The organism is Pseudomonas sp. BP01, assembly GCF_022760795.1.
GTDB classification, from domain to species: Bacteria; Pseudomonadota; Gammaproteobacteria; order Pseudomonadales; family Pseudomonadaceae; genus Aquipseudomonas; species Aquipseudomonas putida_Q.
Genome location: NZ_JAFBKA010000027.1, coordinates 23,250 through 46,517 on the forward strand (window position 1 = coordinate 23,250; position 23,268 = coordinate 46,517).

Here is a 23,268-nt window from a genome sequence, read left to right on the forward strand (position 1 = left end):
GAAGTGCTGTTCTCAGTAGCCATGATCCCCCTGTGGGAGCTGGCTTGCCGGCGATTGGGCCGCAACGCGGCCCCGAAACACCGTCATAAAAACAACAACAGGTGATACCCATGAACAACACACTCGACGTGCGCCAACTGATCGACCAGCAACCCATCGGCCGCTACCAGAAATGGGTGGTATTCCTCGGCTTCCTGATCATCGCCCTGGACGGCCTGGACGTGGCCATCATCGGCTTCATTGCCCCGCAACTGAAAAGCGACTGGGGCCTGGATGCGCAAAGCCTGGGCCCGGTATTGAGCGCTGCGCTGATAGGCCTGGCCCTTGGCGCGCTGATTGCCGGCCCCCTGGCTGACCGCTACGGGCGCAAGGCGGTATTGCTGTGCAGCGTGCTGCTGTTCGGCATCTGGACCCTGGCCTCGGCCTTTTCCCCAAACCTGGAAACCCTGGTTGCGCTGCGTTTTCTTACCGGCCTGGGCCTGGGTGCTGCCATGCCCAATGCCAGCACCCTGGTCAGCGAATACGCCCCGGCGCGCAGCCGCTCGCTGCTGATCACCCTGGCGTTCTGCGGGTTCTCCCTGGGGGCAGCGATGGGTGGTTTCGTCAGCGCCTGGATGATACCCAACCTGGGTTGGCGCAGTGTGCTGGTGCTGGGCGGGGTGTTGCCGCTGCTGGTCTTGCCGCTGCTGTACTGGCGCCTGCCAGAGTCAGTCACCTTCCTGGTCAGCAAGGGCGCAGATCGCCAGCGCATTCTGGCCATTGTCCGCCGCCTGGCCCCCGAACATGTCAATGCTGACAGCACCTTCGTCATGCCCGCCAAACCCCAGGGTACTGGCGGTGCGATTGGTACTATCCTCTCGCCGCGCTATCGCTTTGGTACCTGCATGCTCTGGGCCGGCTACGTGCTGGCGCTGTTCCTGGTCTATCTGTTCAGCGGCTGGCTGCCGACACTGGTGAAGGAGGGCGGGGGTTTTTCGGTGTCTGAAGCCGCCATTGTCACGGCCTGTTTCCAGATTGGCGGCCCGGTAGGGGCGATTTCGGTAGGCTGGGCCATGGACCGTTGTCAGCCGCAGCGTGTACTGGTGCTGACGTTTCTGTTCAGCGGCGCGGCCATCTTCACCATTGGCCAAGTGGTGGGTGATTTCGCCTGGTTGTGCGCTATTGCCTGGGCTGTGGGCTTTGGCTTGAATGGTGCGAGCGTTGGCATGAATGCATTGGCGGCGGCTTTCTACCCGACCCACGCGCGGGCGACCGGGGCCAGCTGGATGAGTGGCATCGGGCGCATTGGCGCGGTGCTCAGTGCGTTTGCGGGGGCTCAGATGCTGGCGTTAGGCTGGAGTTTTGGCCAAGTGTTCGCTTCGCTGCTGCTGCCTGCCGGGCTGGCGGCATTGGCGGTAGGGTTGCAGGGGCGCAATGCTGCGTTACGGGTTAGCGCTCAAGGCTGTACATCCGGCACTCCGCCAGCAGCGCCAGCAGGTTCGGCTCCCGCTCCCTAGCCTTCAGAAACACCACGCCAATATGTTGCTGCAAGCGGTATTGCGGCTTCAAGGCAATCAGCCTGACGCGGTTTTCGTACACCGCCGCGATGCGCCCGGGCAGCAAGGCAAAGCCCACACCCGAGCTGACCATGCTCAGCAGCGTGAAGATATCGTTCACCTGCATGGCTACCTTGGGCTCGAAGCCGGCCTGCTGGAATACCCGCGCGCCATCGCGGTGGGTGGCGAAGCCCTGGGTCAGGGTGATGAAGGTGGAGTCGGCGAGGTCGGCCAGGTCCACCTCGGGCTGTTCGGCGAAGGGCGAGTCGGTGGGGACAGCAAGGAAGATGTCGTCGGAGAACAGCGGTAGCTGCTCGCAGGCCGGGTCGCTGACGCTTTCGTCGAGTGACACCAGGATGGCTTCCAGTTCGTGGTTTTTCAGGCGCTGCAGCAAGTCGACGTTGGAGCCCAGGGTAAGGTCGATGTTCAGCTCGCTGCGGCGCAGCTTCAGGCCCATGACCAGTTTGGGCACGGTCTTCACCGTCAATGAGTAGAGCGCACCCAGGCGGAAGCGCTCAGCGTAGAAGCCCGCGGCCTCTCGGGTCTGGCGCACCATCTGCTCGGCGTCCTGGATCAGCTGCCGGGCTTTCTTTTCCAATACGTAGGCACTTTCCAGCGGGATCAGCTGGCGGCCTTCGTGCTTGAACAACGGGCAGCGCAGGGCGCTTTCCAGCGAGTGGATGGCGCGGTGCACGCTGACGGCACTGGTAGACAACTCGACCGCCGCGCGGCCGAGGTTGCCGGTGCGCATGAAGGCAAGAAAGGTTTCCAGCTTTTTGAGGGTCAGTTCTTCGTCGATGAGCATGGGCTGGCCTGGGTGCGAACAATAGCAGGGGCATGCAGGTTGGATTGAAGTGTTTGGGCCGCTGCGCAGCCCGTCGCCGGCAAGCCAGCTCCCACAGGGAAAGCACGGTCGGGGTGGGAGCCGGCTTGCCGGCGATGGGGCGCGAAGCGGCCCCGAATGGTCATTGCATGGACTCGATCAACGCCCACAACGCCGGGTCATTGAAATCATTCACTACCAGCTTGGCACCCGCCTCCAGCAACCGCTCCGGCGTCTGTGTCGTGGCCACGCCCACGGTAAATATCCCCGCACCATTGGCGGCCGCCACCCCCGGCAGTGAATCCTCGAAGGCCAGCGCCTGCCCGGCCTTGGCGCCCAGCCGCCGCAGGCCGGTGAGGTAGGGCAGCGGGTCTGGCTTGGGCCGCGCCAGTTCCTCGGCCACCAGCACATGCTCGAACTGCTGGCCAAGGCTCATGGCGTTCAGCATGTGTTCGGCGTTCAGCCGCGGTGCGTTGGTCACCACGCACATGCCGATGTCATGGGCCTTGGCATGCTCCAGCAGGCGCAACAGGCCTGGCATCGGGTCAAGAGACGGTGACAGGTCGCGAAACAGCGCCTCCTTGCGGTCGGCCAGCGCCCGGCACTGTTCGACGCTCGCACCGCTGAACAGCTCGGCGAACAGCTCGCCGTTGGCGCGGCCGCTGACTTGGGCATCGAACTGCGCCTGGCTCAGCTCACGGCCGTCCTGTTCACGCAGCAGTTGCCGGAAGGCCTGCAGGTGCAGGGTGTCGGTGTCGGTGAGGGTTCCGTCGAGGTCGAATAGCAGGGCGGTCAGCATGGGGTATCCAGATCAAGAAAACACAAGCCTTGGGATCATAACCAAAGCTGACGACGAAGGGGGCTGTTCAGCGTGCTCCGAAAAGAGTACAAATGTGCTCCATGGACAATCTTACCCCCAAACGCCGCGCCATTTTCGAATTCATCCGCGAGCGCATTGCCGATCTAGGGCAGCCACCGAGCCTGGCCGATATCGCCACGCGCTTCGGTTTTGCTTCGCGCAGCGTTGCGCGCAAGCACATCACCGCCTTGTGCCAGGCCGGTTATATCGATGTCACGCCGAACCAGGCGCGGGGCATTCGCCTGGCCGAACCGCTGCGTCGGCCAGAAATCCTCGAAGTGCCGGTGCTGGGCCAGGTGGCGGCGGGTGCCCCCATCGGCCCGGACCTCGATATCCACGAACAGCTGCTGATCGACCCCAGCCTGTTCCGCCGCACCCCTGATTACCTGCTTAAAGTGCGTGGCGATTCGATGGTCGACGACGGCATCTTCGACGGTGACCTGGTCGGCATCCTGCAACAGGCCGACGCCCGCGATGGCCAGATCGTGGTGGCGCGCCTGGACGGCGAAGTGACCATCAAGCGCCTGCAACGCCTGGGCAGCGGTTACCGGCTGTTGCCACGCAACCCGGCCTACGCACCCATCGATGTCACGCCCGACCAGGCGTTTTTCATCGAAGGCGTGTTCTGCGGCTTGCTGAGGCGTGACTGATGGGCGCGGTGGTCGACCTCGACAGGCTGCTGGACCAGCGCCGTGTATGGCGCGGCCGGCAGGCCCAGGCCCGGCCACTCGGTTTACAGCCGACCGGCCATGCTGCCCTTGACGAGCGCCTGCCTGAAGGCGGCTGGCCGGCGGCGGCACTTAGCGAGTTGCTGCTGGCCAGCCCCGGTTGCGGCGAATTGCAACTGCTGTGGCCCACATTGGCCCGGCTGAGTGCTGAAGGCAGCCGGGTGGTGCTGGTGGCGCCGCCCTTCATTCCTTATGCGCCGGCCTGGCAGGCAGCGGGCGTCGACTTGCGCTGGCTGGTGCAGGTGGACGCCGCCCCTGCCGATGCCCTGTGGGCCGCCGAGCAGTGCTTGCGCTCGGGCAGTTGCGCGGCGGTGCTGTGCTGGCCTGAACGTGCCGATGATCGGGCCTTGCGGCGTTTGCAGGTGGCCGCCGAAACCGGCCAGGCGCTGGCATTCGCTTGCCGGCCGCATCAGGCAGCTCACAACCCATCGCCAGCAGCGCTGCGCATTGCCGTCGACACCCGTCCCGCGCAGTGGCGTGTGCTGAAAAGCCGGGGCGGCATGCCGCCAGCGCTGCCCATCGCCTGCCCGGGGCGGGGCTGATGCACCATGCTCTGGGCCTGCATCCTGCTCCCGCAGCTGGCGCTGGACACGGTCCTGCGTGAGCGTGACGACCCCGACACTCCCTTGGTGCTGCTTGGCGGGCCTACCCAGCGACGTGTATTGCAAGCGGTCAGCCCGGCAGCGGCCGCACTCGGGTTGCGGGCAGGGCAGACCCTTACAGCGGCACGTGCCCTGGCGGAGGGTTTCACCTGCGTCGAAGCCGACCCCAGGCGTATCGAGCAGGTGCAGCAATTGCTGGCGGCCTGGGCCTATCGCTTCAGTGCCCAGGTCAGCCTTCATTACCCACGGGCGTTGCTCCTGGAAGTGGGCTCCAGCCTGCAACTGTTCGGCCCCTGGCCCATGTTCGAGGCACGTCTGCGCCAGGAGCTGGCTGACTTGGGCTTGCGTCAACGCATCGTCCTGGCCAGCAACCCGGTAGCGGCGCGCATGCTTGCCAATGGTCATGATGGCTTGGCCGTGGGCGATGCCGACGCCACCCGTGCCGCGCTGCTAGGCATGCCCATCGGCCGTATCGGCCTGCCGGCAGACGCCGCCGAAGCGTTTGCCCGCATGGGCCTGCGTCAACTGGGCCAGGTACTGTCCTTGCCGCGCGATACATTGGCCAGGCGCTTTCCAGCCCAGGTGCAGTTGCACCTCGACCAGTTGCTTGGCCTGCGTAAACCGGGGCTGGACTTCTACCAGCCACCGGACCGCTTCGAAACCCGACTGGAGCTGAACTTCGACGTCGAGTCGCACCAGGCGCTGTTGTTCCCGCTGCGGCGCATGCTCAACGACCTTGCCGCATTCCTTGGCGGGCGCGACTGTGGCGTGCAGCGCTTTTGCCTGCACCTGGAACATGCCGAAGGGCCAGACACCCTGCTCAAGGTGGGCCTGCTGGCGGCCGAACGCGATGCCGCCATGCTGTTCGAACTGGCCCGTGGGCGCCTGGAGCCGCTGCGCATTCCCGCACCCGTGCGCAACCTGCGGCTGGTTGCCGAGGACCTGCCACCCTTTGTCCCGCAACACCAGGCGTTATTCGACCCACGTGCGCAGCAGGCACAACCCTGGGAGCAATTGCGCGAGCGGCTGCGCGCCCGCCTGGGGGATGAGGCCGTCAAGGGCCTGAGCGCGGCAGCCGATCATCGCCCCGAATGCGCATGGCAACTGGCAGAGCAAGGCGCCCAAGGCAGCATGCCGGTTGCCCCGGGCACTCGCCCGGGCTGGCTACTGCCAGCCCCGATGGCGCTGGACGCCACCCGCTACCAGGTACAGGGCCAGGCCGAACGCATCGAGTCGGGCTGGTGGGATGGCGGCGACGTACGCCGTGACTACTACCGCATCGAAACCCGTGATGGCCTGCGCGGCTGGGCCTACCGCGACCTGGGCCAGGCCGGCCCGCTGTGGCTGCAGGGCTGGTTCGCATGAACCCGCCGGGTTATGCCGAGCTGCATTGCCTGTCCAACTTCAGCTTCCAGCGCGGGGCGTCGAGCGCTGACGAGCTGTTCCGGCGCGCGCGTGAGCAGGGCTACCAGGCCCTGGCGATCACTGACGAATGCACCCTGGCTGGCATTGTTCGGGCCTGGCAGGCTGCCAAAGAGCACCAACTGCGGCTGATCGTGGGCAGCGAGGTGCTTTTGCAGGGCGGCCCCAAGCTGGTGCTGCTGGTAGAGAACCTGGCCGGTTACCAGAGTTTGTGCGCGCTGATCACCCGCGCCCGTCGGCGGGCGCAAAAGGGCGATTACCAGCTGTTTCGCGACGACCTGCAACAACACCATCAAGGCCTGCTGGCGCTATGGGTGGCCGATGACTGCGCCGACACTGCCACGGGTGAGTGGTTACGCAGTGTGTTCGGCGAACGCCTGTGGCTGGCCGTGCACCTGCACCGAGGCAGTGACGATGCCCTGCGCCTTGAGCACTTGCGTGGCCTGGCGGCAGAAGTCGGTATCCGCGCCGTGGCCTGTGGCGATGTGCACATGCATGTGCGCGGTCGCCGTGCCTTGCAGGACTGCATGACCGCCATCCGCCAGCATTGCCAGGTCGCCGAGGCCGGGCGCTTTCTGTTTGCCAATGGCGAGCGGCACCTGCGCAGCCAGGCACAGTTGGGCGAACTCTATCCTGCCGACCTGCTGGCCGAGACCCTGGCCATTGCCGAGCGCTGCCAATTTGACCTGAGCGAGTTGAAATACCAGTACCCGCGCGAACTGGTGCCCCAGGGCCATACCCCGGCAAGCTGGTTGCGTGAACTGTGCGAGCAAGGCTTGCCGCTACGCTGGCCAGGCGGGCCGGGTGACAAGGTGCGTGACGTGCTGGCCAAAGAGTTGGCGCTGATCGAGGAGCTCGGTTATGAAAGTTACTTCCTGACCGTGCACGACATCGTCGCCTTCGCCCGCCGTGAGCGCATTCTGTGCCAGGGCCGCGGTTCGGCGGCCAACTCGGTGGTGTGTTTCGTGCTGGGCATTACCGAGCTCGACCCCATGCAGCATCGCCTGCTGTTCGAGCGCTTCCTGTCGCGTGAACGCAACGAGCCGCCTGATATTGACGTGGACTTCGAGCACGACCGGCGCGAAGAAGTGATCCAGTATGTGTTTCGCCGCTATGGCCGACACCGTGCGGCGCTGACGGCGGTGGTCAACACCTACCACGCCGCGGGTGCGGTGCGCGATGTGGCGCGGGTATTGGGTTTGCCGGTGGACCAGGTGGATGCCCTGGCCAAGTGCTGTGGTCGCTGGAGCGACCGCATTCCCGATGACCAGCGCCTGGCCGAGGCCGGCTTTGAGGCCGGCAGCCCTTCACTGCGGCGGGTGCTGGTGCTGGCTGGCGAGCTGATCGGCTTCCCCCGGCACCTGTCGCAGCACCCGGGCGGCTTTGTCATCTCCCAGCAGCCACTCGACCAGCTGGTGCCGGTGGAAAATGCCGCGATGGCGGAGCGCACTGTGATCCAGTGGGACAAGGACGACCTGGACATGGTCGGCCTGCTCAAGGTCGACGTGCTGGCGCTGGGCATGCTCAGTGCCTTGCGGCGCTGCTTCGACCTGCTGCAACGCCATCGCGGCCAACAACTGACCCTGGCCACCATCCCCGGCGAAGACCCGGCCACCTACGCGATGATCAGCCGCGCCGAGACCATGGGAGTGTTCCAGATCGAGTCGCGGGCGCAGATGGCCATGCTGCCCCGGCTGCGGCCCAACACGTTCTATGACCTGGTCATCGAGGTGGCGATTGTCCGCCCCGGGCCGATCCAGGGTGACATGGTGCACCCGTACCTGCGCCGGCGCCTGAAGCAGGAGCCCGTCACCTACCCATCGCCGCAGCTCAAGGAAGTCTTCGAGCGTACCTTGGGCGTGCCGCTGTTCCAGGAGCAGGTGATGGAGCTGGCCATGGTTGCTGCCGATTACACGCCGGGCGAGGCCGACCAGCTACGTCGCAACATGGCGGCCTGGAAGCGCCACGGTGGCCTGGAACCGCACCGTGAGCGGCTGGTGCAAGGCATGCTGCGCAATGGTTACGACCTGGCGTTTGCCGAGCGCATCTTCGAGCAGATCAAGGGTTTTGGCAGCTATGGCTTCCCGGAATCGCACGCGGCCAGCTTTGCCTTGCTGTGCTATGCCAGCAGTTGGCTGAAGTGCCATGAACCGGCAATTTTCACCTGCGCGCTGGTCAACAGCTGGCCCATGGGCTTCTACAGCCCTGACCAGTTGCTGCAAGACGCCCGGCGCCAGGGTATCGAGGTGCGCCCGGTTGATGTCTGCCACAGCGAGTGGGACTGCACCCTCGAGCCTGATGCTGAAGGCACATTGGCTATTCGCATGGGCTTGCGCCTGGTGCGCGGTTTGGCCGAGGCCGATGCCAGGCGCCTGGAGCAGGCGAGGGCGCAACGGCCATGGCGCGATGTCGAAGACCTGTGCCTGCGTGCCGGGCTCGACGCGCGGGCCCGAGCCCGGCTGGCCGATGGCGGGGCGCTGCGAGCCTTGGCCAGCGATCGTCACCAGGCACGCTGGCAGGTGGCGGCGGTGCAGCCGCAGCTGCCGCTGTTCGCTGATGTGCAAGCGGTGCCTGAAACGCCAGTGGACCTGCCTGTGCCCACCGTTGGTGAAGACCTGATGGCCGATTACCAGGCCCTGGGTACCACCCTGGGGCCGCATCCGCTGGCACTGTTGCGCTCACGCCTGAGGGCGCTGGGCTGTCGCAGTTCGAGTGAGCTGCAAAGTGTCGAGCATGGCGACACCATTGCCGTGGCCGGGCTGGTAGTAGGCCGCCAACGGCCCCAGACCGCCAGCGGAGTGACCTTCGTCACCCTGGAGGACGAGCACGGGATGGTCAACGTGGTGGTGTGGCGGGACATTGCCGAACGGCAGCGGCGGGCGCTGGTGGGGGCGCAGCTGCTCAAGGTCAGTGGGCGGCTGGAACAGGAGAACGGCGTGCGGCACCTGATTGCACGGCGGCTGGAGGATGTGAGCCCATTGCTGCAAGGGCTGGATGTGCGCAGCCGGGATTTCCACTAACCCCCGGCCCTACCAAAAACCCTGATTCTCGCGTATTCCTTGTGGGAGCGGGTTCACCCGCGAACACGGGCGAAGCCCGTGCCATCCACCGTGTTGCCTTCTTCGCGGGTAAACCCGATCCCACAGGGGCCGCGCACGCTTTCAGATTGGCAAGATTGAAACGATTCACGGCTCGCCGGTTACACCATCGCCAACCGCTGCTTGCGCGTCGGTGCCGGGAACGCCCGGTCGATTGCCCGCAGGTCTTCGCTGTTCAAGGTCAGCGAACCTGCGGCTGCATTCAGCCGAACATGCTCGGGCGCCACGGCCTTGGGGATGGCGATCACCCCATCACTGCGGGTCACCCAGGCCAGGCTGACCTGGGCCGGCGTGGCGCCATGGCGCTCGGCGATTTCTGCCAGCACCGGGTGCTGCAGCAAGCGCCCGGCCTGGGCCAGCGGGCAGTAGGCCATGGTCGGCAACGCACGCTTTTCACACCATGGCAGCAAGTCGAATTCGATGCCTCGCTGAGCCGGGTTGTAGAGCACCTGGTTGGTGGCGCAGTCCGGGTTGTGCAGTTCGCGCAGGTCGTCGAGGTCGAAATTGGACACGCCCCAGCGCCTGATCTTGCCTTGCTCGCGCAAACGCTCGAAGGCTTCGACGGTTTCTTCCAGCGGGTGCTGGCCACGCCAATGCAGCAGGTACAGGTCGATGCAGTCGGTACCCAGGCGGGCGAGGCTGCGCTCGCAGGCGGCCGCCATGCCGCGCTGGCTGGCATTGTGCGGGTACACCTTGCTGACCAGAAACACCTGGTCGCGGCGCCCGGCAATGGCCTGGCCAACCACCTCTTCCGCGCCGCCTTCGGCATACATCTCGGCGGTGTCGATCAGGGTCAGGCCCAACTCGATACCCTGTTGCAGGGCCGCCACTTCGGCAGCCTTGCGGCCGGGGTCCTCACCCATGTACCAAGTGCCCTGGCCGATGGCCGGAACGCTCGAACCTGCCAGTTTCACGTAACGCATGTCACCTCCGGGATGCGGGTATTGGAAAGCACAACCTCAAGCAGCGCCTGCGCTGCAGTGGAAAGCTTGTGTTCGCTGAGGGCAATCACGCCGATGCGCCGCTCGACCGTGGGCTCCACCAAGGTGATGCAGCGGGCGCCGAGCTCCTGCATCTGGTTGATGCAAAGCGCCGGTACGGCACTGACCCCCAGGCCGCTGGCGACCATGCGGCCAATGGTTGCCAACTGGTGGCTCTCGAATGCCACGGCCAGTTTGCCGTGGTGGGCGGCCACATTCTGCTCCATCAGCAGGCGCACCGCCGAAGGGCGTTGCAGGGCCACGAAGTCTTCGGCCATCAGCTGTGCCCAGCTGACCTGGGGCAGCAACGCCAGGGGCGAGTCGGCCGGTACCACCGCTACGAAGCGGTCCAGGTACAACGGGTGGAAATCCAGCCCGTCGATGTTTTCCGGCTCGAAGCCGATGCCCAGTTCGACGCGGCGATGGCGTACCAGTTCCAGCACCTGCTCGTTGATCACGTCATGCACCGTGACGTTGACCTTGGGGTAGCGCTGGCGAAATACCTTGAGCGAGTGGGGCAGGAGGTTGCCGGCAAAGGCTGGCATGGCCGCCACCGACACCCGGCCCAGTTGCAGGGTGAAACGTTGGCGCAGCATCTCTTCAGTGTCGTCCCAGTCTGCCAGCAGGCGCCGTGCCAGCGGCAGCAACACTTCGCCCTCGGCGGTGAGGCTGACGCTGCGCGTGGTGCGGCTGAGCAGGGCGCCGCCTAGGTTTTCTTCCAGGGCCTTGATGGTCAGGCTCAGGGCGGGTTGCGAGATATGCAGGTGCTCACCGGCCTGGGCGAAGCTCTGGTACTTGGCCACGGCGACAAAGGCACGCAGTTGCTTGACGTTCATGACAGGCCTATTGTTTGTTTTGTAAAAGTTATCAATCGATGACGAAAACAAAATTAACAAATCAGTCGCGTGCGGTGAAGATGTCTGCACACGCTCACCGACATCCTCGTCGGTTCTACAACTACAAAAGGCGGATCAGCATGGCCGGACTGGACAAGCGCGTTGCAACCTACGAACAGGCCCTTGAAGGCCTGACCGACAACATGACAGTACTGGCCGGCGGTTTCGGCCTGTGCGGCATCCCGGAAAACCTCATCAGCGAAATCAAGCGACGCGGCGTCAAAGGCTTGACCGTAGTATCGAACAACTGCGGCGTCGACGGCTTCGGCCTGGGCGTATTGTTGGAAGACCGGCAGATTCGCAAGATGATCGCCTCCTATGTAGGTGAAAACGCCGAGTTCGAACGCCAACTGCTCAGCGGTGAGCTGGACGTGGAGCTGACCCCACAGGGCACCCTGGCCGAGAAGATGCGCGCCGGCGGTGCCGGAATCCCGGCGTTCTTCACCGCTACGGGCTACGGCACCCCCGTTGCCGAGGGCAAGGAAGTGCGCGAGTTCAAGGGCCGCAAGTACATCCTTGAAGAATCCATTACCGGTGACTTCGCCATCGTCAAGGGCTGGAAGGCCGACCACTACGGCAATGTGGTGTACCGCAATACCGCGCAAAACTTCAACCCGCTGGCGGCCACCGCCGGCAAGATCACCGTGGTCGAAGTGGAAGAGATCGTCGAACCCGGCGTGCTGTTGCCCAGCGAAATCCACACCCCGGGTATCTACGTGGACCGTGTCATCGTCGGCACCTTCGAAAAGCGTATCGAAAAGCGCACCGTCAAGGCCTGAGCGCCCTCCATCAGAACAACAAAGAGACCCTGACCATGGCACTGACCCGCGAACAGATGGCGCAACGCGTCGCCCGTGAACTGAAGGACGGCTACTACGTCAACCTGGGTATCGGCATTCCGACCCTGGTGGCCAACTACGTACCCGCCGATATGGATGTGATGCTGCAATCGGAAAACGGCCTGCTCGGCATGGGCGAGTTCCCTACCGAAAGCACCCTCGATGCCGACATGATCAACGCCGGCAAGCAAACCGTCACCGCCCGCCGCGGCGCTTCGATCTTCGATTCGGCACAATCGTTCGCCATGATCCGTGGTGGCCATGTCGACCTCACCGTACTGGGCGCTTTCGAGGTGGACGTGCAAGGTAACATCGCCTCATGGATGATCCCGGGCAAGCTGGTCAAGGGCATGGGCGGTGCCATGGACCTGGTAGCCGGCGCCGAGAACATCATCGTCACCATGACCCATGCTTCCAAGGACGGTGAGTCCAAGCTGCTACCACAATGCAGCCTGCCGCTGACCGGTGCCGGGTGCATCCGCAAGGTGCTTACCGACCTGGCTTACCTGGAAATCGAAGACGGCGCCTTCATCCTGCGCGAAACCGCGCCAGGGGTAAGCGTTGAAGAGATCATCGCGAAAACCGCCGGCAAGCTGATCGTGCCGGATGATGTGAAGGAAATGACCTTCTAGTTACCCGCAACACACCGTCCCCTGTAGGAGCGGCCGTGTGTCGCGAAAGGGCTGCAAAGCAGCCCCGCGATTTCGGCATCGACGCTGAGATCGTGGGGCCGCTTTGCGGCCCTTTCGCGACACAAGGCCGCTCCTGCAGGGGTTTTGTGTTTTTGCTGATTCATCCAATAAAACCAATAAAAGGAATTCAACTGTGGCCGCTGAAATCCAAGACAGCCGTTCTGCGCGCTTTGCCTTGCGCTGTTCCAACTGGGCCGAACGCTGGTTCCCCGATTCCTGGGTGTTCGCTGCCCTGGCGGTGCTGCTGGTGTGTATCGGTGCCCTGGCCATGGGTGCCAAACCGACCGACACCGCCAAGGCCTTTGGTGACGGTTTCTGGAGCCTGATCCCGTTCACCATGCAGATGGCCTTCGTGGTCATTGGCGGTTACGTGGTGGCCAGCTCGCCGCCGGCCGCACGGCTGATCGATCGCCTGGCGCGCATCCCCGGCAATGGTCGCTCGGCAGTGTGCTGGGTAGCCCTGATCTCGATGCTGGCCTCCTTGCTCAACTGGGGCCTGTCGCTGGTGTTCGGCGGCCTGCTGGTACGCGCCCTGGCGCGGCGCACCGAACTCAAGATGGACTACCGCGCCGCTGGCGCGGCCGCCTACCTGGGGCTGGGTGCGGTGTGGGCGCTGGGCTTGTCATCGTCGGCGGCGCAACTGCAGGCCAACCCGGCCAGCCTGCCCCCTTCAATCCTGTCGATTACCGGGGTGATCCCGTTCACTGAAACCATCTTCCTCTGGCAGTCTGGCGTCATGCTGCTGGCGCTGGTGCTGGTCTCGCTGGTGATCGCCTATGCCACGGCCCCTGGCCCGAACAGCGCACGCAGTGCCGAAGACTGCGGCGTCGACCCTAGCTTCACAGCGCCCCCTACACCGCAGCGCACCCGCCCCGGTGAGTGGCTGGAGCACAGCCCGATCCTGATCCTGCTGCTGGTGGCTCTGGCCGCTGGCTGGCTGTACCAGGAGTTCGCCACCAAGCCGGCGATTACCGCGATCTCCGGGCTGAACACCTACAACCTGTTGTTCATCATGCTCGGTGCCTTGCTGCACTGGCGCCCGCGCAGCTTCCTTGATGCGGTGGCGCGTGCCGTACCGACCACCACGGGGGTGCTGATCCAGTTCCCGCTGTACGGGTCCATCGCGGCCATTCTCACCCAGGTGAAGGGCGTGGATGAACAGACGCTGGCCCACCATATTTCGCTGTTCTTCACCCAGATTGCCACCCATGACACCTACGCTGTGCTGATGGGGGTGTACTCGGCCGTTCTGGGCTTCTTCATCCCTTCGGGCGGGGGCAAGTGGATCATCGAGGCACCCTACGTGATGCTGGTGGCCAACGACCTTCAGTACCACCTGGGCTGGGCGGTGCAGATCTACAACGCTGCCGAAGCCTTGCCGAACCTGATCAACCCGTTCTACATGCTGCCGCTGCTGGGCGTGCTGGGGCTCAAGGCGCGCGACCTGATCGGCTTCTCGTTCGTGCAATTGCTGGTGCATGTGCCGTTGGTGCTGGTGTTGCTGTGGGCGCTGGGCACGACGCTGCAATACGTACCGCCTGTGATGCCATGAAGGCAGGGCCGCTGTGCGGCCCATCGCCGGCAAGCCAGCTCCCACAGGTCCGGCGCATGCCCAAAAAGTGACGCTGTATTTGTGGGAGCCTGGCTTGCCGGCGATGGGCTGCAAAGCAGCCCCAGCATTTCGCCGGCAGTCCACGTATCATTACCAGGCTGCCTCAGCCTGGGAAACCCGCGTCACATGTCTATCCGATTGAAACTGCTGCGTAAGAAACTGGGAATGACCCTGGAAATGCTGGCCGAGAAGACCGGCATGACCAAAAGCTACCTGTCCAAGGTCGAACGCGGCCTGAATACACCCTCGATTGCCGCCGCGCTAAAGCTCGCACGGGCATTGAACGTCAATGTCGAAGAGCTGTTCGCTGAAGAGCAGGTCGGCCAGAGCCGCTACAGCCTGGTGCGCCATGGCGAACGTCAGGCCCTGGTAGGCGATGGGCAAGGACCGGGCTACGCAGCCCTCACCAGCCAGGTCGGGCAGCGCAGCCTGCTGCCGTTTCTGATCCAGCCGCCGAACGAGTTCAGCGACCCGACGTTCAAGGAACACCTGGGCGAGGAGTTCCTGTTTGTGCACGCAGGCCAGGTGGAGGTGGATTTCATGAACGAACGGGTGCTGCTTGAGCAAGGCGATGCCCTGCATTTCAACGCGCAGACACCGCATCGACTACGCTCGGTGGGTGCTCTACCGGCGCAATTGCTGGTCGTGGTTCACCACGCAGACGAATAAACCCCTGGGGGGTAGAGCACGCCCCCCACCTGTTCTCATCCGTGAAACGCAGCCTCCATCACAGCACCACCCCTTTGCATATTTTGCATGTCGGTATTTTGACGAATACCCCCATCTCCCATTGAATTTTATTATGGTGTCGGATCATTGACGTAGTGTCATTGTGCCCATAAGCTCAAGTCAGCAGCTAAACAACTCCCGCCACACCGTGCAAATAACTAATTGATTTTCCTAATTTTAGGAGGGGCGTATGCGCACGACTTTGATTATCAAATCGATGTTCTTGCTGGTGTTGCTGAGTGGGGCTGCGCGTGCGGCAGATTCATACGTAAACCAAAACAGTATCATTCCTGTTTCAACCGCCGGCTGGTTGTTGGCATTCGCGGTTGTCGGCTTTGTACTGGTGGCAAACAGAAGAAAAATCTGAACCTGATCGGCTCGTTTTCAACGCGAGCGCAAGTTGTTGCAAGCCCAGGGCCTGGCTTGTGAATTTCCCAACCGTTGCTATATTCCCAGTAGCCCTTGAAAGGCCTTGGTTGCAGAGCAAGGCAGCCTACCTGTAAAGCGTCAAGGTTGGGGCCTCCAGGAAGGACGGGCCATCGCGGCGGGTTTAAGCCGCGAAGCAGAGCGAGAGTTGGTGTGCTGTTCTCATTCAGTGCTCTTTTTCGGGCCATTTGGCCGGAGGGACCCTCATGATGCGTTCAATGATTGCCGCATTCTGTGCGCTGGCCGTGTGGTCCAGTGCCGGTAACGCCGATCAGAGTGGTGCGGCTTACCTGCTCAGCCCTGGTGATGTGGTGATGGTTTCGGTGTGGCAGGAAGACAGCCTGCGTCAAGAAGCCACCGTACTACCCGATGGCAGTATTACCTTCCCCTTGGCCGGGCGCATCAATGTTGCCGGGCTGGATGTAACGGCAGTTGAGAAGCAAGTGGCTGCCAAACTCGAAAAATTCCTCCCCGACCCGAACGTCAGCGTTGTCGTCAAGAGCATCGCCGGCAACCTGGTCTATGTACAGGGTAAAGTGATCAAACCGGGCCCTGTGCAAATGGCGGGCCCTACCGCAGTGCTTCAGGCGCTGAGCATGTCGGGCGGCCTGGACAAATTTGCTGACGAAAGCGATATCAAGGTGGTCCGCGGCACCGGCGCTTCCCAAAAGATCCTGCCCGTGCGATATAAGGACCTGGTGTCTGGGCGGGACATGTCCACCAACATCCAACTTCAGGCTGGCGATACGCTGGTCGTTCCTTGATCTTGCCTTTAATAAGAACACTTAATGCCTCTTCTAAGAACAACTAGCATTGCAACGGCAATCCTGGCTTTGCCGTTTACGGACGCGGTCCTGGCGGCAAATTGGCAGTCTACGGTGGTGGTACCGACATCCGTCGAGTATGACAGCAACCCTTTGTTGCTGACGTCGGGGGAAAAGGGCGTAACGCGCACGATCATCGCGCCGGATTACACCCTGATCGGTACCTTCGACCAAGACGAATTGAGGTTGGGGCTGGGCATGCATGTGTTGCGATCGTCTGACACCGATGTGGTCGATGACCGTGAAGACCCCGATATCAGCCTGGGCTGGCAGCGCACCACCGAACGTGGGCGTTTCGGCCTGGTGGCCCGGTACAACGAAAGCTCGACGCTGTCGGGGACAGTGCTGGATACCGGGGTGATCACCACCGACGGTACGCAAAAGCTCTACACCCTGACCGGCAACTGGAGCCAGGCGATTACCGAGCGCAGCACCCTGAGCAACGAAACCACCTACAACCGTGCCCGTTATGACATCAGCACACTGACCGGCTACGACGAACTGGCAAACGTATTTACCTGGACCTACGCCTGGAGCGAGCGGGCCGATGTGTATACCCGCTTCGGTGCCCGACGCTATGACCCCGAGCAGGACCTTACCGCGACCGCGTCCAACAGCTACACCCCGGCAGTGGGCATCAAGTACCAGCTTGCCGAAGGCCTGAGCGCCGATGCCCACATTGGCGTCAACCAGGTGTCTGGCGATGACGGCGGCCGGCGCGGTGAGGGAGGGGTGGCGTTGCTGTACACCGGCACGCGTGCCATTGCCAGCCTGACCGCTGAGCGCAGCACGGTGGCCAGTGCCGAAGGCGGGTTCGCCGAGCTGGACCAGGTGCGTGGCGTGTGGAGTTACGCTGTCACCGAACTGACCCGGGTGGGCGCTGACGCTGCCTGGCAAGACAGCAAGGGGCAGAGCCCTAACACACTGCAGACTTACAGCGTTTGGGCCAGCCGGCAGTTTTCCCCGTACTGGGACCTGCGCCTATCGCTCATGTACAAGGAACGGCAACAGGACCAAGCGCCCGATGCAACCGCTACGATCGTTGGTTTGACGTTGACGTACAGGTACCCCGACATCTGAACTTCAGGCAGGTGGCCCCATGAAGTCTGACTACGAACTCTCCATCAGAGATTACATCGCCATTATCAAGGACAGGGCCCTGGTGTTAGGGGTGAGTGCCGTAGTCATTCTTGCCGCGACCGTGGGTGTCGCGTTGATGGTGCCGCCGATCTACCAGTCGACCGGCACCATTCTCGTGGAGTCGCAACAGATTTCCCCCGAGCTGGTGTCGACCAACACCACCAGCTTTGCCGATGAGCGCATCGAGGTGATTCGCCAGCGGGTGATGACGCGCGAGAACCTGCTGCGCATCATCGACAAGTACAACCTGTTCGCCGACAAGCGCTTGAGCGAGTCCGACAAGATCGACCAGATGCGCAATGCCATCGTGGTCGAAACCCTCACCACGTTCGTGCGCGGGCGGGGCGAGGCGACGGTTGCGTTCAATGTGTCCTTCGAAGACAAGCAGGCGCAAGTCGCCAAGGAAGTGGCCGACGAACTGGTCACTCTGTTCCTTAACGAAAACCTCAAGCAGCGCACCGAGCGGGCCAACGAAACCACCGAGTTTCTTACCCAGGAGGCCAACAAGCTGGGCGCCGAGCTGGCCAGCCTGGAAAACCAGCTTGCCGACTTCAAGCAAGCCCACGCCAATGCCTTGCCCGAGCACCAGACCCTGCGCATGAACATGCTCTCGCGTTCGGAGCTGGAGTTCCGCGAGGTCGACCGTGACTACAAGGCCGCCCAGGAAGAACTGCGCTACCTGGAGCTGGAGCTGTCTGCGGCCAATGCCGGCCTTGCAACCAAGGTTACCGAAGGCAGCAAACCGACCAGTCCCGACCAGGCTCAGGACCTGCCAAGCCTGAAAGCCGAGTACGCCCGGTTGCTGACCCGCTACAAGGATGCCCACCCGGATGTGGTGGCGGCCAAGCGCAAGATCCAGGCGCTGGAAGCCAGCGGCGGGCGCACGGCCACCACGTCCACGGTCAGCCTCGACGTGGCCCGCGTTCGGGCCAAGATGAGCGCGGCCCAGGAACGTATCAGATCGCTGGCCGATCAGAAGCGTGAGCTGACCAGGAAGATGGAAGGTTACGAGGCCGAGATCCTCGAGGCGCCGCAAGTCGAGCGTGGCCTGGTGACCTTGATGCGTGACCACGATAATGCGCGCAAGAAATACGAAGAAATCCGTGCCAAGGAAATGGGCGCGAAAATTACCGAAAGCCTGGAGCAGGAGAACAAGGCCGAGCGCTTTGTACTGCTGGAGCCACCGCTGATGCCTGAGAAACCGATCAAGCCTAATCGCAAGAAGATCGCTGCGTTGGGCCTGGTGCTGGCGCCGGCAGGCGGTGGCGCCCTGGTGATGCTGCTGGAAATGCTCAACCAGCGTGTGCGCGGCGTCGGCGCGCTGGAAAGCCTGCTGGGCAAACGGGTGCTGGTGGCTCTGCCCTACATCGATACCAGGGCCGACGTGGCCAGGCGCAAACGCTGGCGTAACTGGCTGATGCTGGCAGCACTGGCGTTGGCGGCTATCATGGTAGTGCTGGTGCACGTCTTCTACATGCCACTGGATGTGCTGCTGTTCAAAGTCATATCTCGGTTTGCATAGGGAAAGCAGTGATGGACAGGACCAAGCCGTCTGTTGGTAATAATCTTCACCAGGTTACCCCGGGTACCCCCCAGGTATTGTCACCCGCACCCGGCACGGCGCTGGCCGAAGTGCCTGGGCTGTTCGACTATGTGAACACCAAAGTGGTGCCACTGCGGGCGGACCATCTGGAGCGCCACCGCATCGTGGCGTACAACAAGAACTCCAACATGAACGGGCCGATCGACCTGCTGCGCACGCAGGTGCTCAGGGCCATGGAAGAGAACGGCTGGCGCACGCTGGGCATCACCTCGCCAACGCCTGAGGCAGGCAAGACGGTGCTGGCGATCAACCTGGCCATGAGTATCGCCCACTACACCACCAAAACCGCCTTGCTGGTGGATTTCGACCTGCGCCGGCCCAAGGTCGGCAGCTGTCTGGGCCTGCCCATGGAGCAGGCGCTTAACGAGTTTTTGACGGACAAGGCCGAATTGCAGGAGTGCCTGGTCAACCCGACCCTGCCACGTTTCGTGGTGCTGCCCACGCGGGTGCCGGTGCCGATGTCGACCGAGATGCTGTCATCGCCCAAGGTGAACAACCTGATCAGTGATTTGCGCAACCGCTACGAGTCGCGCATCTGCATTTTCGATTTGCCGCCGTTGCTCAGCTCTGACGATGCGATCACCGTGATACCCAAGTTTGATTGTGTGCTGCTGGTGGTGGCCAACGGGATGAACAACAAGAAGGAAATCGAGGACTGCCTGCATCACCTGGCCACGGTTAACCTGATCGGCACGGTGCTGAACAAGGCTGACGAGCAGCCGCGAACCTATTATTAAGGTTCGAAATTTTGGGGCTGCTTTGCAGCCCCCAAAGATCTCAGCCCTGATGCAGGCTCCAGGGATACTGCAACTCCCACTGCCACGCATGCCGCACAATCTGCTCCAGCGAAGCAAACTCCGGCCGCCAGCCCAGCACCTGCAGCGCCTTGCTTGCATCTGCCACCAGCCGTGGCGGGTCGCCAGCGCGGCGCGGGGCGTCAAGGGTAGTGATCTGCCGCCCGGTCACTGCCCGGGCTGTATCGATCACTTGCTGCACCGAAAAGCCCAGGCCATTGCCCAGGTTGAACGCGGTGCGCTCGCCACCTGCCAGTAAATAATCCACCGCCAACGCATGCGCCGTCGCCAGATCGGCCACATGCACGTAGTCGCGGATACAGGTGCCATCCGGCGTATCGTAATCCCGGCCAAACACCGTCACCGCCTCGCGTCGGCCTGATGCGGCCTGCAAGATCAGCGGGATCAGGTGGGTCTCCGGCTCGTGGCGTTCACCGAGCTGGCCATCGGGGTCAGCACCGGCGGCATTGAAATAACGCAGGCATACAGACTTCAAACCATATGCCCGGTCGAAATCTTCAAGAATCTGCTCGACCATCCATTTGCTCAGCCCATAGGGGTTGATCGGCCCTTTGACATGCGCTTCATCGATCGGCACGTACTGCGGGTTGCCATAAACGGCGGCACTGGAAGAAAACACCAGGTGCCGGATGCCCGCATTCACCATGGCCTGCAACAGGGCAAGGGTGGCAGCGACGTTGTTCTGGTAGTACTTGCCGGGTGCGCTGACTGACTCGCCCACCTGGATGAACGAGGCAAAGTGGAACACCGCATCGAAATGGCAAACGCCGAACAGCACATCCAGCGCAGCTTCGTCGGCAATATCGAGCTTGGCCCACTGGATGCCGGGGCCAGGCGAAACCAGGTCCGCCACCACTACCTCATGGCCGGCACCGAGCAGGTGCTTGACCATGTGCGAGCCAATGTAGCCCGCGCCACCCACTACCAGATATTTCATCCGCACCTCCTGGAATCTGCTGTTTACAGACGCAGTGAACCGTCCCTGAAACGTGCAGGTGGGATGATCAGCTACAGGTGACCTGAGCGTAGATGGCCCTATACCCTATTTCAAGAACAGCCAGTTGGACATGTAGCTGCCATCGAGCGTAATGCTGTAATACCCATCCTTGTAGGCCACCGGCAGTGCCTTCAGCTGTGCCTGTGCATCGCGGGCGAACAGTTTCAGACCGGCGGGTGCCTTGATGGTCAAGCGGCCTTCAAGAGGTTCGACGTTGAAGGGCGTCTTGTCATCGGCCTTGGGCATGGCACGTGTGCCCAGTGACAGCAGCAGCTCACGCGACTGGCCCAAGGGTTTACCGTCCAGGCTCTGTACCGCCACGCTGGCGTAAGGGGTTTTCGTCTGTACCTGTACGGCACCCAGGCTGATCGAGCGGCCACCCAGCCAGCCGGTGGCGGCCTGGGTCAGGGGCGTGTCGATGGTGTAGACGCCTTGTTGCCAGTTGCGCTTGAGTTCGCCGGTGTCGGTAACCGACTCCATGGCATCGGCGGCCAGCAGCGATTGCCCCGGGTCCTGCAGCACTTGCGCGCCAGCCGGGATGGCGGCAGGTTTCAGCCAGGGCAGTTCCGGGGTCGGCGGCAGTGCGATCTGCAGCTGGCCCTTTTCCAGGGCTGTACGCAACAGTACCGAATTGCGCGGGGTGATCTCCTGGTTGTAGAGGGTGGCGGGCGTCGGCGCGAATACGTAGCGGGTAGATGCCGGCTTGACGTCCGCACGGCGATAGAGCAGGGCGGCAGCGGGCAGGGTGGCGATCATCGCCGGGTCGTTGTACGCGTGCCAGTTGTCCGCCGTGCGCCAGCCCGGGTTGAAGCCTTGTTGGCTGTAGGCGTACTGCATCATGGCGTCCCAGCCCTGGTGGCTGGCGGTGCCGGCTACATACAACGGCAACGAGTGGCGGTCAGGCAGCGGGAACGGCTCGGCGTTCCACTCGGTGACGGTCAGCGGTTTGCCCACCACTTGGGCGGCGGCGAGCCAGTCGATCATGCCGTCGCTGGTCAACGGGTTCTTCTCCAGCTGGCCGATGGCGCCGTAGCTGTGGGCGTCGACTACATCGCCTGCGGTCAGCGCCGGCAGTGCGCTCAGGCCATTGCCGCCCCAGGTGCTGGTGGTGGCGATCGGCACTTTCACGCCCAGGCCGCGCAGGTGGGTGATCATGGCGGTGTTGAAGCGCTGCTCCAGGTCGTTGAGGAACAGCTTCGACGGGCCGTGCTCCCAGGCGCGCCAGGTAAGGTCGGCGGGCAGATCATGCTGCCTGGCGAAGGCCTTGGCTGCGGCCATGTAGCGCTCGCTATGGCGCGGTACATCCTTGTCCGGCATCAGCGCGTTACCGTAGTGCTGGGTGAGGTCGTTTTCGTTGGTGATCAGCACGGCGGCGATGGCTGGGTCGTCCTTGTAAGCCAGGCCGGTGTATTCATTCACATGGGTCAGGTACTGCTCGGCGAACCGTTTCATTGCGTTCTGGATACTGTCGTTCACGTAGGCGTAACCCTTCAGGTCGACGCGACCTTCCTTCTCGGGCAGCTCATCGAAGTCTTCAATATTGTCGCTGGCGGTAAACGCACGTTGCACGTGCATATCCAGCCAGATGTAGATGCCTTCGTCCTTGAGTGCCTTGATCCACAGGTCGAGCTTGCGCAGCGACTCGGCGCTGAGTTGCTGGGTGTCGCGCAGCAAGGTGCCGTCGCCAAACACGTTTGGGCTCACCCACGGCGAATCGTGATGGTGCAGGCGTACCAGGTTGAAGCCCAGTGCCGACAGGCGCTTGGCCTGTTGGCGGATTTCTTCGTCGGGGCTCTTGAACAGCGAATAGGCAGACAGGTTGGTACCCCAGAAGCGCACTGGGGAGTTGTCCTCAAACATCAACTGTTCGCCGACCGCCTTGACGAAGCCGCGCTTGCCGGCGGGCTTTTCAGCGGCATTGAGGAACGACAGGTCCACCGGTGAGGTGCGCCAGTCCAGCTGGTCATCGGGCCAGCTGGCGGGGTCGGCCAGGCCGAAACGCTCGGTGGGCGTGGGGCCCAGTTCGATGTCGCCGGTCACGTTGAGCACCGCCTTGAGCTGCTGGCGGCCGGCGCTGATCGGGTCTTTGTAGAGAAACGCACGCAGCTCGGACGGGTTGCCGCGCTCGAAATAGACCTTGGCCAGTGGCGGATCGAAGCGCATCTCGACCCGCCGCCCCTGGTCGGCCTTGCCCCACGACCAGCCGCGGTTGTCGGGCAACAGTTGCGGGGCGCCCATGTCGCCCGCGATTTGCGCCGGGTCGAACTGGAACACCATACCGCCGCCCATCACCCCGGCCTGGCGGCTGTGGGCGTTGAGGTCGAATGTCCAACTCAGGGTTTGTGCCTGGTCCTTGCGGATATCCGCCTTCAGGTCAAAGTCCAGGTCCTTGTTCTTGCCCAGCAGCGTGTACTGGTAGGGGCCAGTGACCTTGAAGTCGGTGTAAAAGCCGGTCCAGCTCCAGTTGGCCGCCCAGAAGTCGAACTTGGCTTTCATCACCGGGCCGCCGCCGTGTGTCACGGTGGGCAAGCCATTCTGCTCATCGACACTGACCTGCCAGTCTGACCCCCAGCCGGCCACCGGTAGCAAGGCCAGGCCGGCAATGGCCGAAAGGCGCACGAGATGATGCAGGGTGAGCACGTTCATTG

At 63.1% G+C, this 23,268-nt stretch carries 20 protein-coding genes; 14 read left to right on the forward strand and 6 right to left on the reverse strand.

Translation table 11 applies throughout. The features are described 5' to 3' along the window. Positions 1–110: 110 nt before the first annotated feature. Positions 111–1,496: an aromatic acid/H+ symport family MFS transporter gene (locus tag JOY50_RS21430; protein ID WP_019473549.1), complete on the forward strand. Its 1,386-nt coding sequence runs from the start codon at positions 111–113 to the stop codon at positions 1,494–1,496. Here JOY50_RS21430 and JOY50_RS21435 read toward each other — a convergent pair. Together JOY50_RS21435 and JOY50_RS21440 are read right to left on the reverse strand one after the other, a co-directional pair. Continuing rightward, entirely contained in the window at positions 1,429–2,340 is a 912-nt protein-coding gene (locus JOY50_RS21435; protein ID WP_019473550.1) for a LysR substrate-binding domain-containing protein, read from the reverse strand. The genes JOY50_RS21430 and JOY50_RS21435 overlap by 68 nt on opposite strands. A 160-nt stretch (positions 2,341–2,500) precedes the next feature. Then, positions 2,501–3,157: an HAD family phosphatase gene (locus tag JOY50_RS21440; protein WP_243055793.1), complete on the reverse strand. Its 657-nt coding sequence runs from the start codon at positions 3,155–3,157 to the stop codon at positions 2,501–2,503. 92 nt (positions 3,158–3,249) lie between these two features. Here JOY50_RS21440 and lexA point away from each other — a divergent pair, with 92 nt between their 5' ends. Genes lexA through JOY50_RS21460 form a run of 4 tightly spaced genes read left to right on the forward strand, consistent with a single transcriptional unit; the run spans position 3,250 to position 8,989 of the window. Continuing rightward, entirely contained in the window at positions 3,250–3,867 is a 618-nt protein-coding gene (gene lexA / locus JOY50_RS21445; RefSeq protein WP_192902552.1) for a transcriptional repressor LexA, read from the forward strand. Continuing rightward, positions 3,867–4,487 (forward strand): translesion DNA synthesis-associated protein ImuA, encoded by a 621-nt coding sequence (gene imuA, locus JOY50_RS21450; RefSeq protein ID WP_028613930.1) that lies wholly within the window; start codon positions 3,867–3,869, stop codon positions 4,485–4,487. The genes lexA and imuA overlap by 1 nt, the downstream gene beginning before the upstream one ends. Before the next feature lie 6 nt (positions 4,488–4,493). Next, a complete protein-coding gene (locus JOY50_RS21455) occupies positions 4,494–5,912 on the forward strand; it encodes a DNA polymerase Y family protein (protein WP_132840746.1) in 1,419 nt (472 codons plus the stop codon). Next, the gene (locus tag JOY50_RS21460; RefSeq protein WP_243055794.1) at positions 5,909–8,989 is read left to right on the forward strand and encodes an error-prone DNA polymerase; all 3,081 of its coding nucleotides are present in this window, start codon (positions 5,909–5,911) and stop codon (positions 8,987–8,989) included. The genes JOY50_RS21455 and JOY50_RS21460 overlap by 4 nt, the downstream gene beginning before the upstream one ends. A 179-nt stretch (positions 8,990–9,168) precedes the next feature. On the opposite strand, the gene JOY50_RS21465 is transcribed toward JOY50_RS21460, so the two are convergent. Continuing rightward, positions 9,169–9,990: an aldo/keto reductase gene (locus tag JOY50_RS21465; protein WP_243055796.1), complete on the reverse strand. Its 822-nt coding sequence runs from the start codon at positions 9,988–9,990 to the stop codon at positions 9,169–9,171. Then, the gene (locus tag JOY50_RS21470) at positions 9,978–10,883 is read right to left on the reverse strand and encodes a LysR family transcriptional regulator (protein WP_028613934.1); all 906 of its coding nucleotides are present in this window, start codon (positions 10,881–10,883) and stop codon (positions 9,978–9,980) included. Before JOY50_RS21470 ends, JOY50_RS21465 begins: the two co-directional genes overlap by 13 nt. Before the next feature lie 140 nt (positions 10,884–11,023). Here JOY50_RS21470 and JOY50_RS21475 point away from each other — a divergent pair, with 140 nt between their 5' ends. The 9 genes from JOY50_RS21475 to JOY50_RS21515 all read left to right on the forward strand — a co-directional run bounded on the left by JOY50_RS21475 (position 11,024) and on the right by JOY50_RS21515 (position 19,545). Next, positions 11,024–11,722 carry a CoA transferase subunit A gene (locus JOY50_RS21475; RefSeq protein ID WP_016499567.1) on the forward strand — a complete coding sequence of 233 codons (699 nt, stop codon included), beginning with the start codon at positions 11,024–11,026 and terminating at the stop codon, positions 11,720–11,722. A 35-nt stretch (positions 11,723–11,757) separates the two neighbouring features. Continuing rightward, the gene (locus JOY50_RS21480) at positions 11,758–12,414 is read left to right on the forward strand and encodes a CoA transferase subunit B (RefSeq protein ID WP_028613936.1); all 657 of its coding nucleotides are present in this window, start codon (positions 11,758–11,760) and stop codon (positions 12,412–12,414) included. 193 nt (positions 12,415–12,607) lie between these two features. Beyond that, entirely contained in the window at positions 12,608–14,026 is a 1,419-nt protein-coding gene (locus JOY50_RS21485) for a short-chain fatty acid transporter (protein WP_028613937.1), read from the forward strand. A gap of 186 nt (positions 14,027–14,212) precedes the next feature. After that, a complete protein-coding gene (locus JOY50_RS21490) occupies positions 14,213–14,755 on the forward strand; it encodes a helix-turn-helix domain-containing protein (RefSeq protein ID WP_019473928.1) in 543 nt (180 codons plus the stop codon). A gap of 250 nt (positions 14,756–15,005) precedes the next feature. Beyond that, positions 15,006–15,182, forward strand: coding sequence for an EPS-associated small membrane protein EppA (gene eppA / locus JOY50_RS21495; RefSeq protein WP_016487266.1), 177 nt, complete (start codon positions 15,006–15,008; stop codon positions 15,180–15,182). Positions 15,183–15,447: 265 nt separating this feature from the next. Further along, a complete protein-coding gene (locus JOY50_RS21500) occupies positions 15,448–16,005 on the forward strand; it encodes a polysaccharide biosynthesis/export family protein (RefSeq protein ID WP_028613938.1) in 558 nt (185 codons plus the stop codon). Positions 16,006–16,029: 24 nt separating this feature from the next. Continuing rightward, positions 16,030–17,145 (forward strand): hypothetical protein, encoded by a 1,116-nt coding sequence (locus tag JOY50_RS21505; RefSeq protein ID WP_019473989.1) that lies wholly within the window; start codon positions 16,030–16,032, stop codon positions 17,143–17,145. Positions 17,146–17,164: 19 nt separating this feature from the next. Beyond that, entirely contained in the window at positions 17,165–18,727 is a 1,563-nt protein-coding gene (locus JOY50_RS21510) for a Wzz/FepE/Etk N-terminal domain-containing protein (protein ID WP_243055797.1), read from the forward strand. Between the two features lie 11 nt (positions 18,728–18,738). Further along, on the forward strand, positions 18,739–19,545 hold the full coding sequence (locus JOY50_RS21515) for a CpsD/CapB family tyrosine-protein kinase (RefSeq protein WP_132840759.1): 807 nt from the start codon (positions 18,739–18,741) through the stop codon (positions 19,543–19,545). A 40-nt stretch (positions 19,546–19,585) separates the two neighbouring features. On the opposite strand, the gene galE is transcribed toward JOY50_RS21515, so the two are convergent. Both galE and JOY50_RS21525 read right to left on the reverse strand, forming a co-directional pair. Continuing rightward, entirely contained in the window at positions 19,586–20,560 is a 975-nt protein-coding gene (gene galE / locus JOY50_RS21520; RefSeq protein ID WP_243055799.1) for a UDP-glucose 4-epimerase GalE, read from the reverse strand. Between the two features lie 105 nt (positions 20,561–20,665). Beyond that, positions 20,666–23,266, reverse strand: a complete 2,601-nt coding sequence (locus tag JOY50_RS21525) for a cellulase family glycosylhydrolase (protein ID WP_243055800.1) — start codon at positions 23,264–23,266, stop codon at positions 20,666–20,668. Positions 23,267–23,268 lie beyond the last annotated feature (2 nt).

Excerpts from the sequence above, each read along its gene's own strand:
- JOY50_RS21430 (WP_019473549.1), top strand. The coding sequence starts at position 111 with ATGAACAACACACTCGACGTGCGCCAACTGATCGACCAGCAACCCATC.
- JOY50_RS21435 (WP_019473550.1), bottom strand. The coding sequence starts at position 2,340 with ATGCTCATCGACGAAGAACTGACCCTCAAAAAGCTGGAAACCTTTCTT.
- JOY50_RS21440 (WP_243055793.1), bottom strand. The coding sequence starts at position 3,157 with ATGCTGACCGCCCTGCTATTCGACCTCGACGGAACCCTCACCGACACC.
- lexA (WP_192902552.1), top strand. The coding sequence starts at position 3,250 with ATGTGCTCCATGGACAATCTTACCCCCAAACGCCGCGCCATTTTCGAA.
- imuA (WP_028613930.1), top strand. The coding sequence starts at position 3,867 with ATGGGCGCGGTGGTCGACCTCGACAGGCTGCTGGACCAGCGCCGTGTA.
- JOY50_RS21455 (WP_132840746.1), top strand. The coding sequence starts at position 4,494 with ATGCTCTGGGCCTGCATCCTGCTCCCGCAGCTGGCGCTGGACACGGTC.
- JOY50_RS21460 (WP_243055794.1), top strand. The coding sequence starts at position 5,909 with ATGAACCCGCCGGGTTATGCCGAGCTGCATTGCCTGTCCAACTTCAGC.
- JOY50_RS21465 (WP_243055796.1), bottom strand. The coding sequence starts at position 9,990 with ATGCGTTACGTGAAACTGGCAGGTTCGAGCGTTCCGGCCATCGGCCAG.
- JOY50_RS21470 (WP_028613934.1), bottom strand. The coding sequence starts at position 10,883 with ATGAACGTCAAGCAACTGCGTGCCTTTGTCGCCGTGGCCAAGTACCAG.
- JOY50_RS21475 (WP_016499567.1), top strand. The coding sequence starts at position 11,024 with ATGGCCGGACTGGACAAGCGCGTTGCAACCTACGAACAGGCCCTTGAA.
- JOY50_RS21480 (WP_028613936.1), top strand. The coding sequence starts at position 11,758 with ATGGCACTGACCCGCGAACAGATGGCGCAACGCGTCGCCCGTGAACTG.
- JOY50_RS21490 (WP_019473928.1), top strand. The coding sequence starts at position 14,213 with ATGTCTATCCGATTGAAACTGCTGCGTAAGAAACTGGGAATGACCCTG.
- eppA (WP_016487266.1), top strand. The coding sequence starts at position 15,006 with ATGCGCACGACTTTGATTATCAAATCGATGTTCTTGCTGGTGTTGCTG.
- JOY50_RS21500 (WP_028613938.1), top strand. The coding sequence starts at position 15,448 with ATGATGCGTTCAATGATTGCCGCATTCTGTGCGCTGGCCGTGTGGTCC.
- JOY50_RS21505 (WP_019473989.1), top strand. The coding sequence starts at position 16,030 with ATGCCTCTTCTAAGAACAACTAGCATTGCAACGGCAATCCTGGCTTTG.
- JOY50_RS21510 (WP_243055797.1), top strand. The coding sequence starts at position 17,165 with ATGAAGTCTGACTACGAACTCTCCATCAGAGATTACATCGCCATTATC.
- JOY50_RS21515 (WP_132840759.1), top strand. The coding sequence starts at position 18,739 with ATGGACAGGACCAAGCCGTCTGTTGGTAATAATCTTCACCAGGTTACC.
- galE (WP_243055799.1), bottom strand. The coding sequence starts at position 20,560 with ATGAAATATCTGGTAGTGGGTGGCGCGGGCTACATTGGCTCGCACATG.
- JOY50_RS21525 (WP_243055800.1), bottom strand. The coding sequence starts at position 23,266 with ATGAACGTGCTCACCCTGCATCATCTCGTGCGCCTTTCGGCCATTGCC.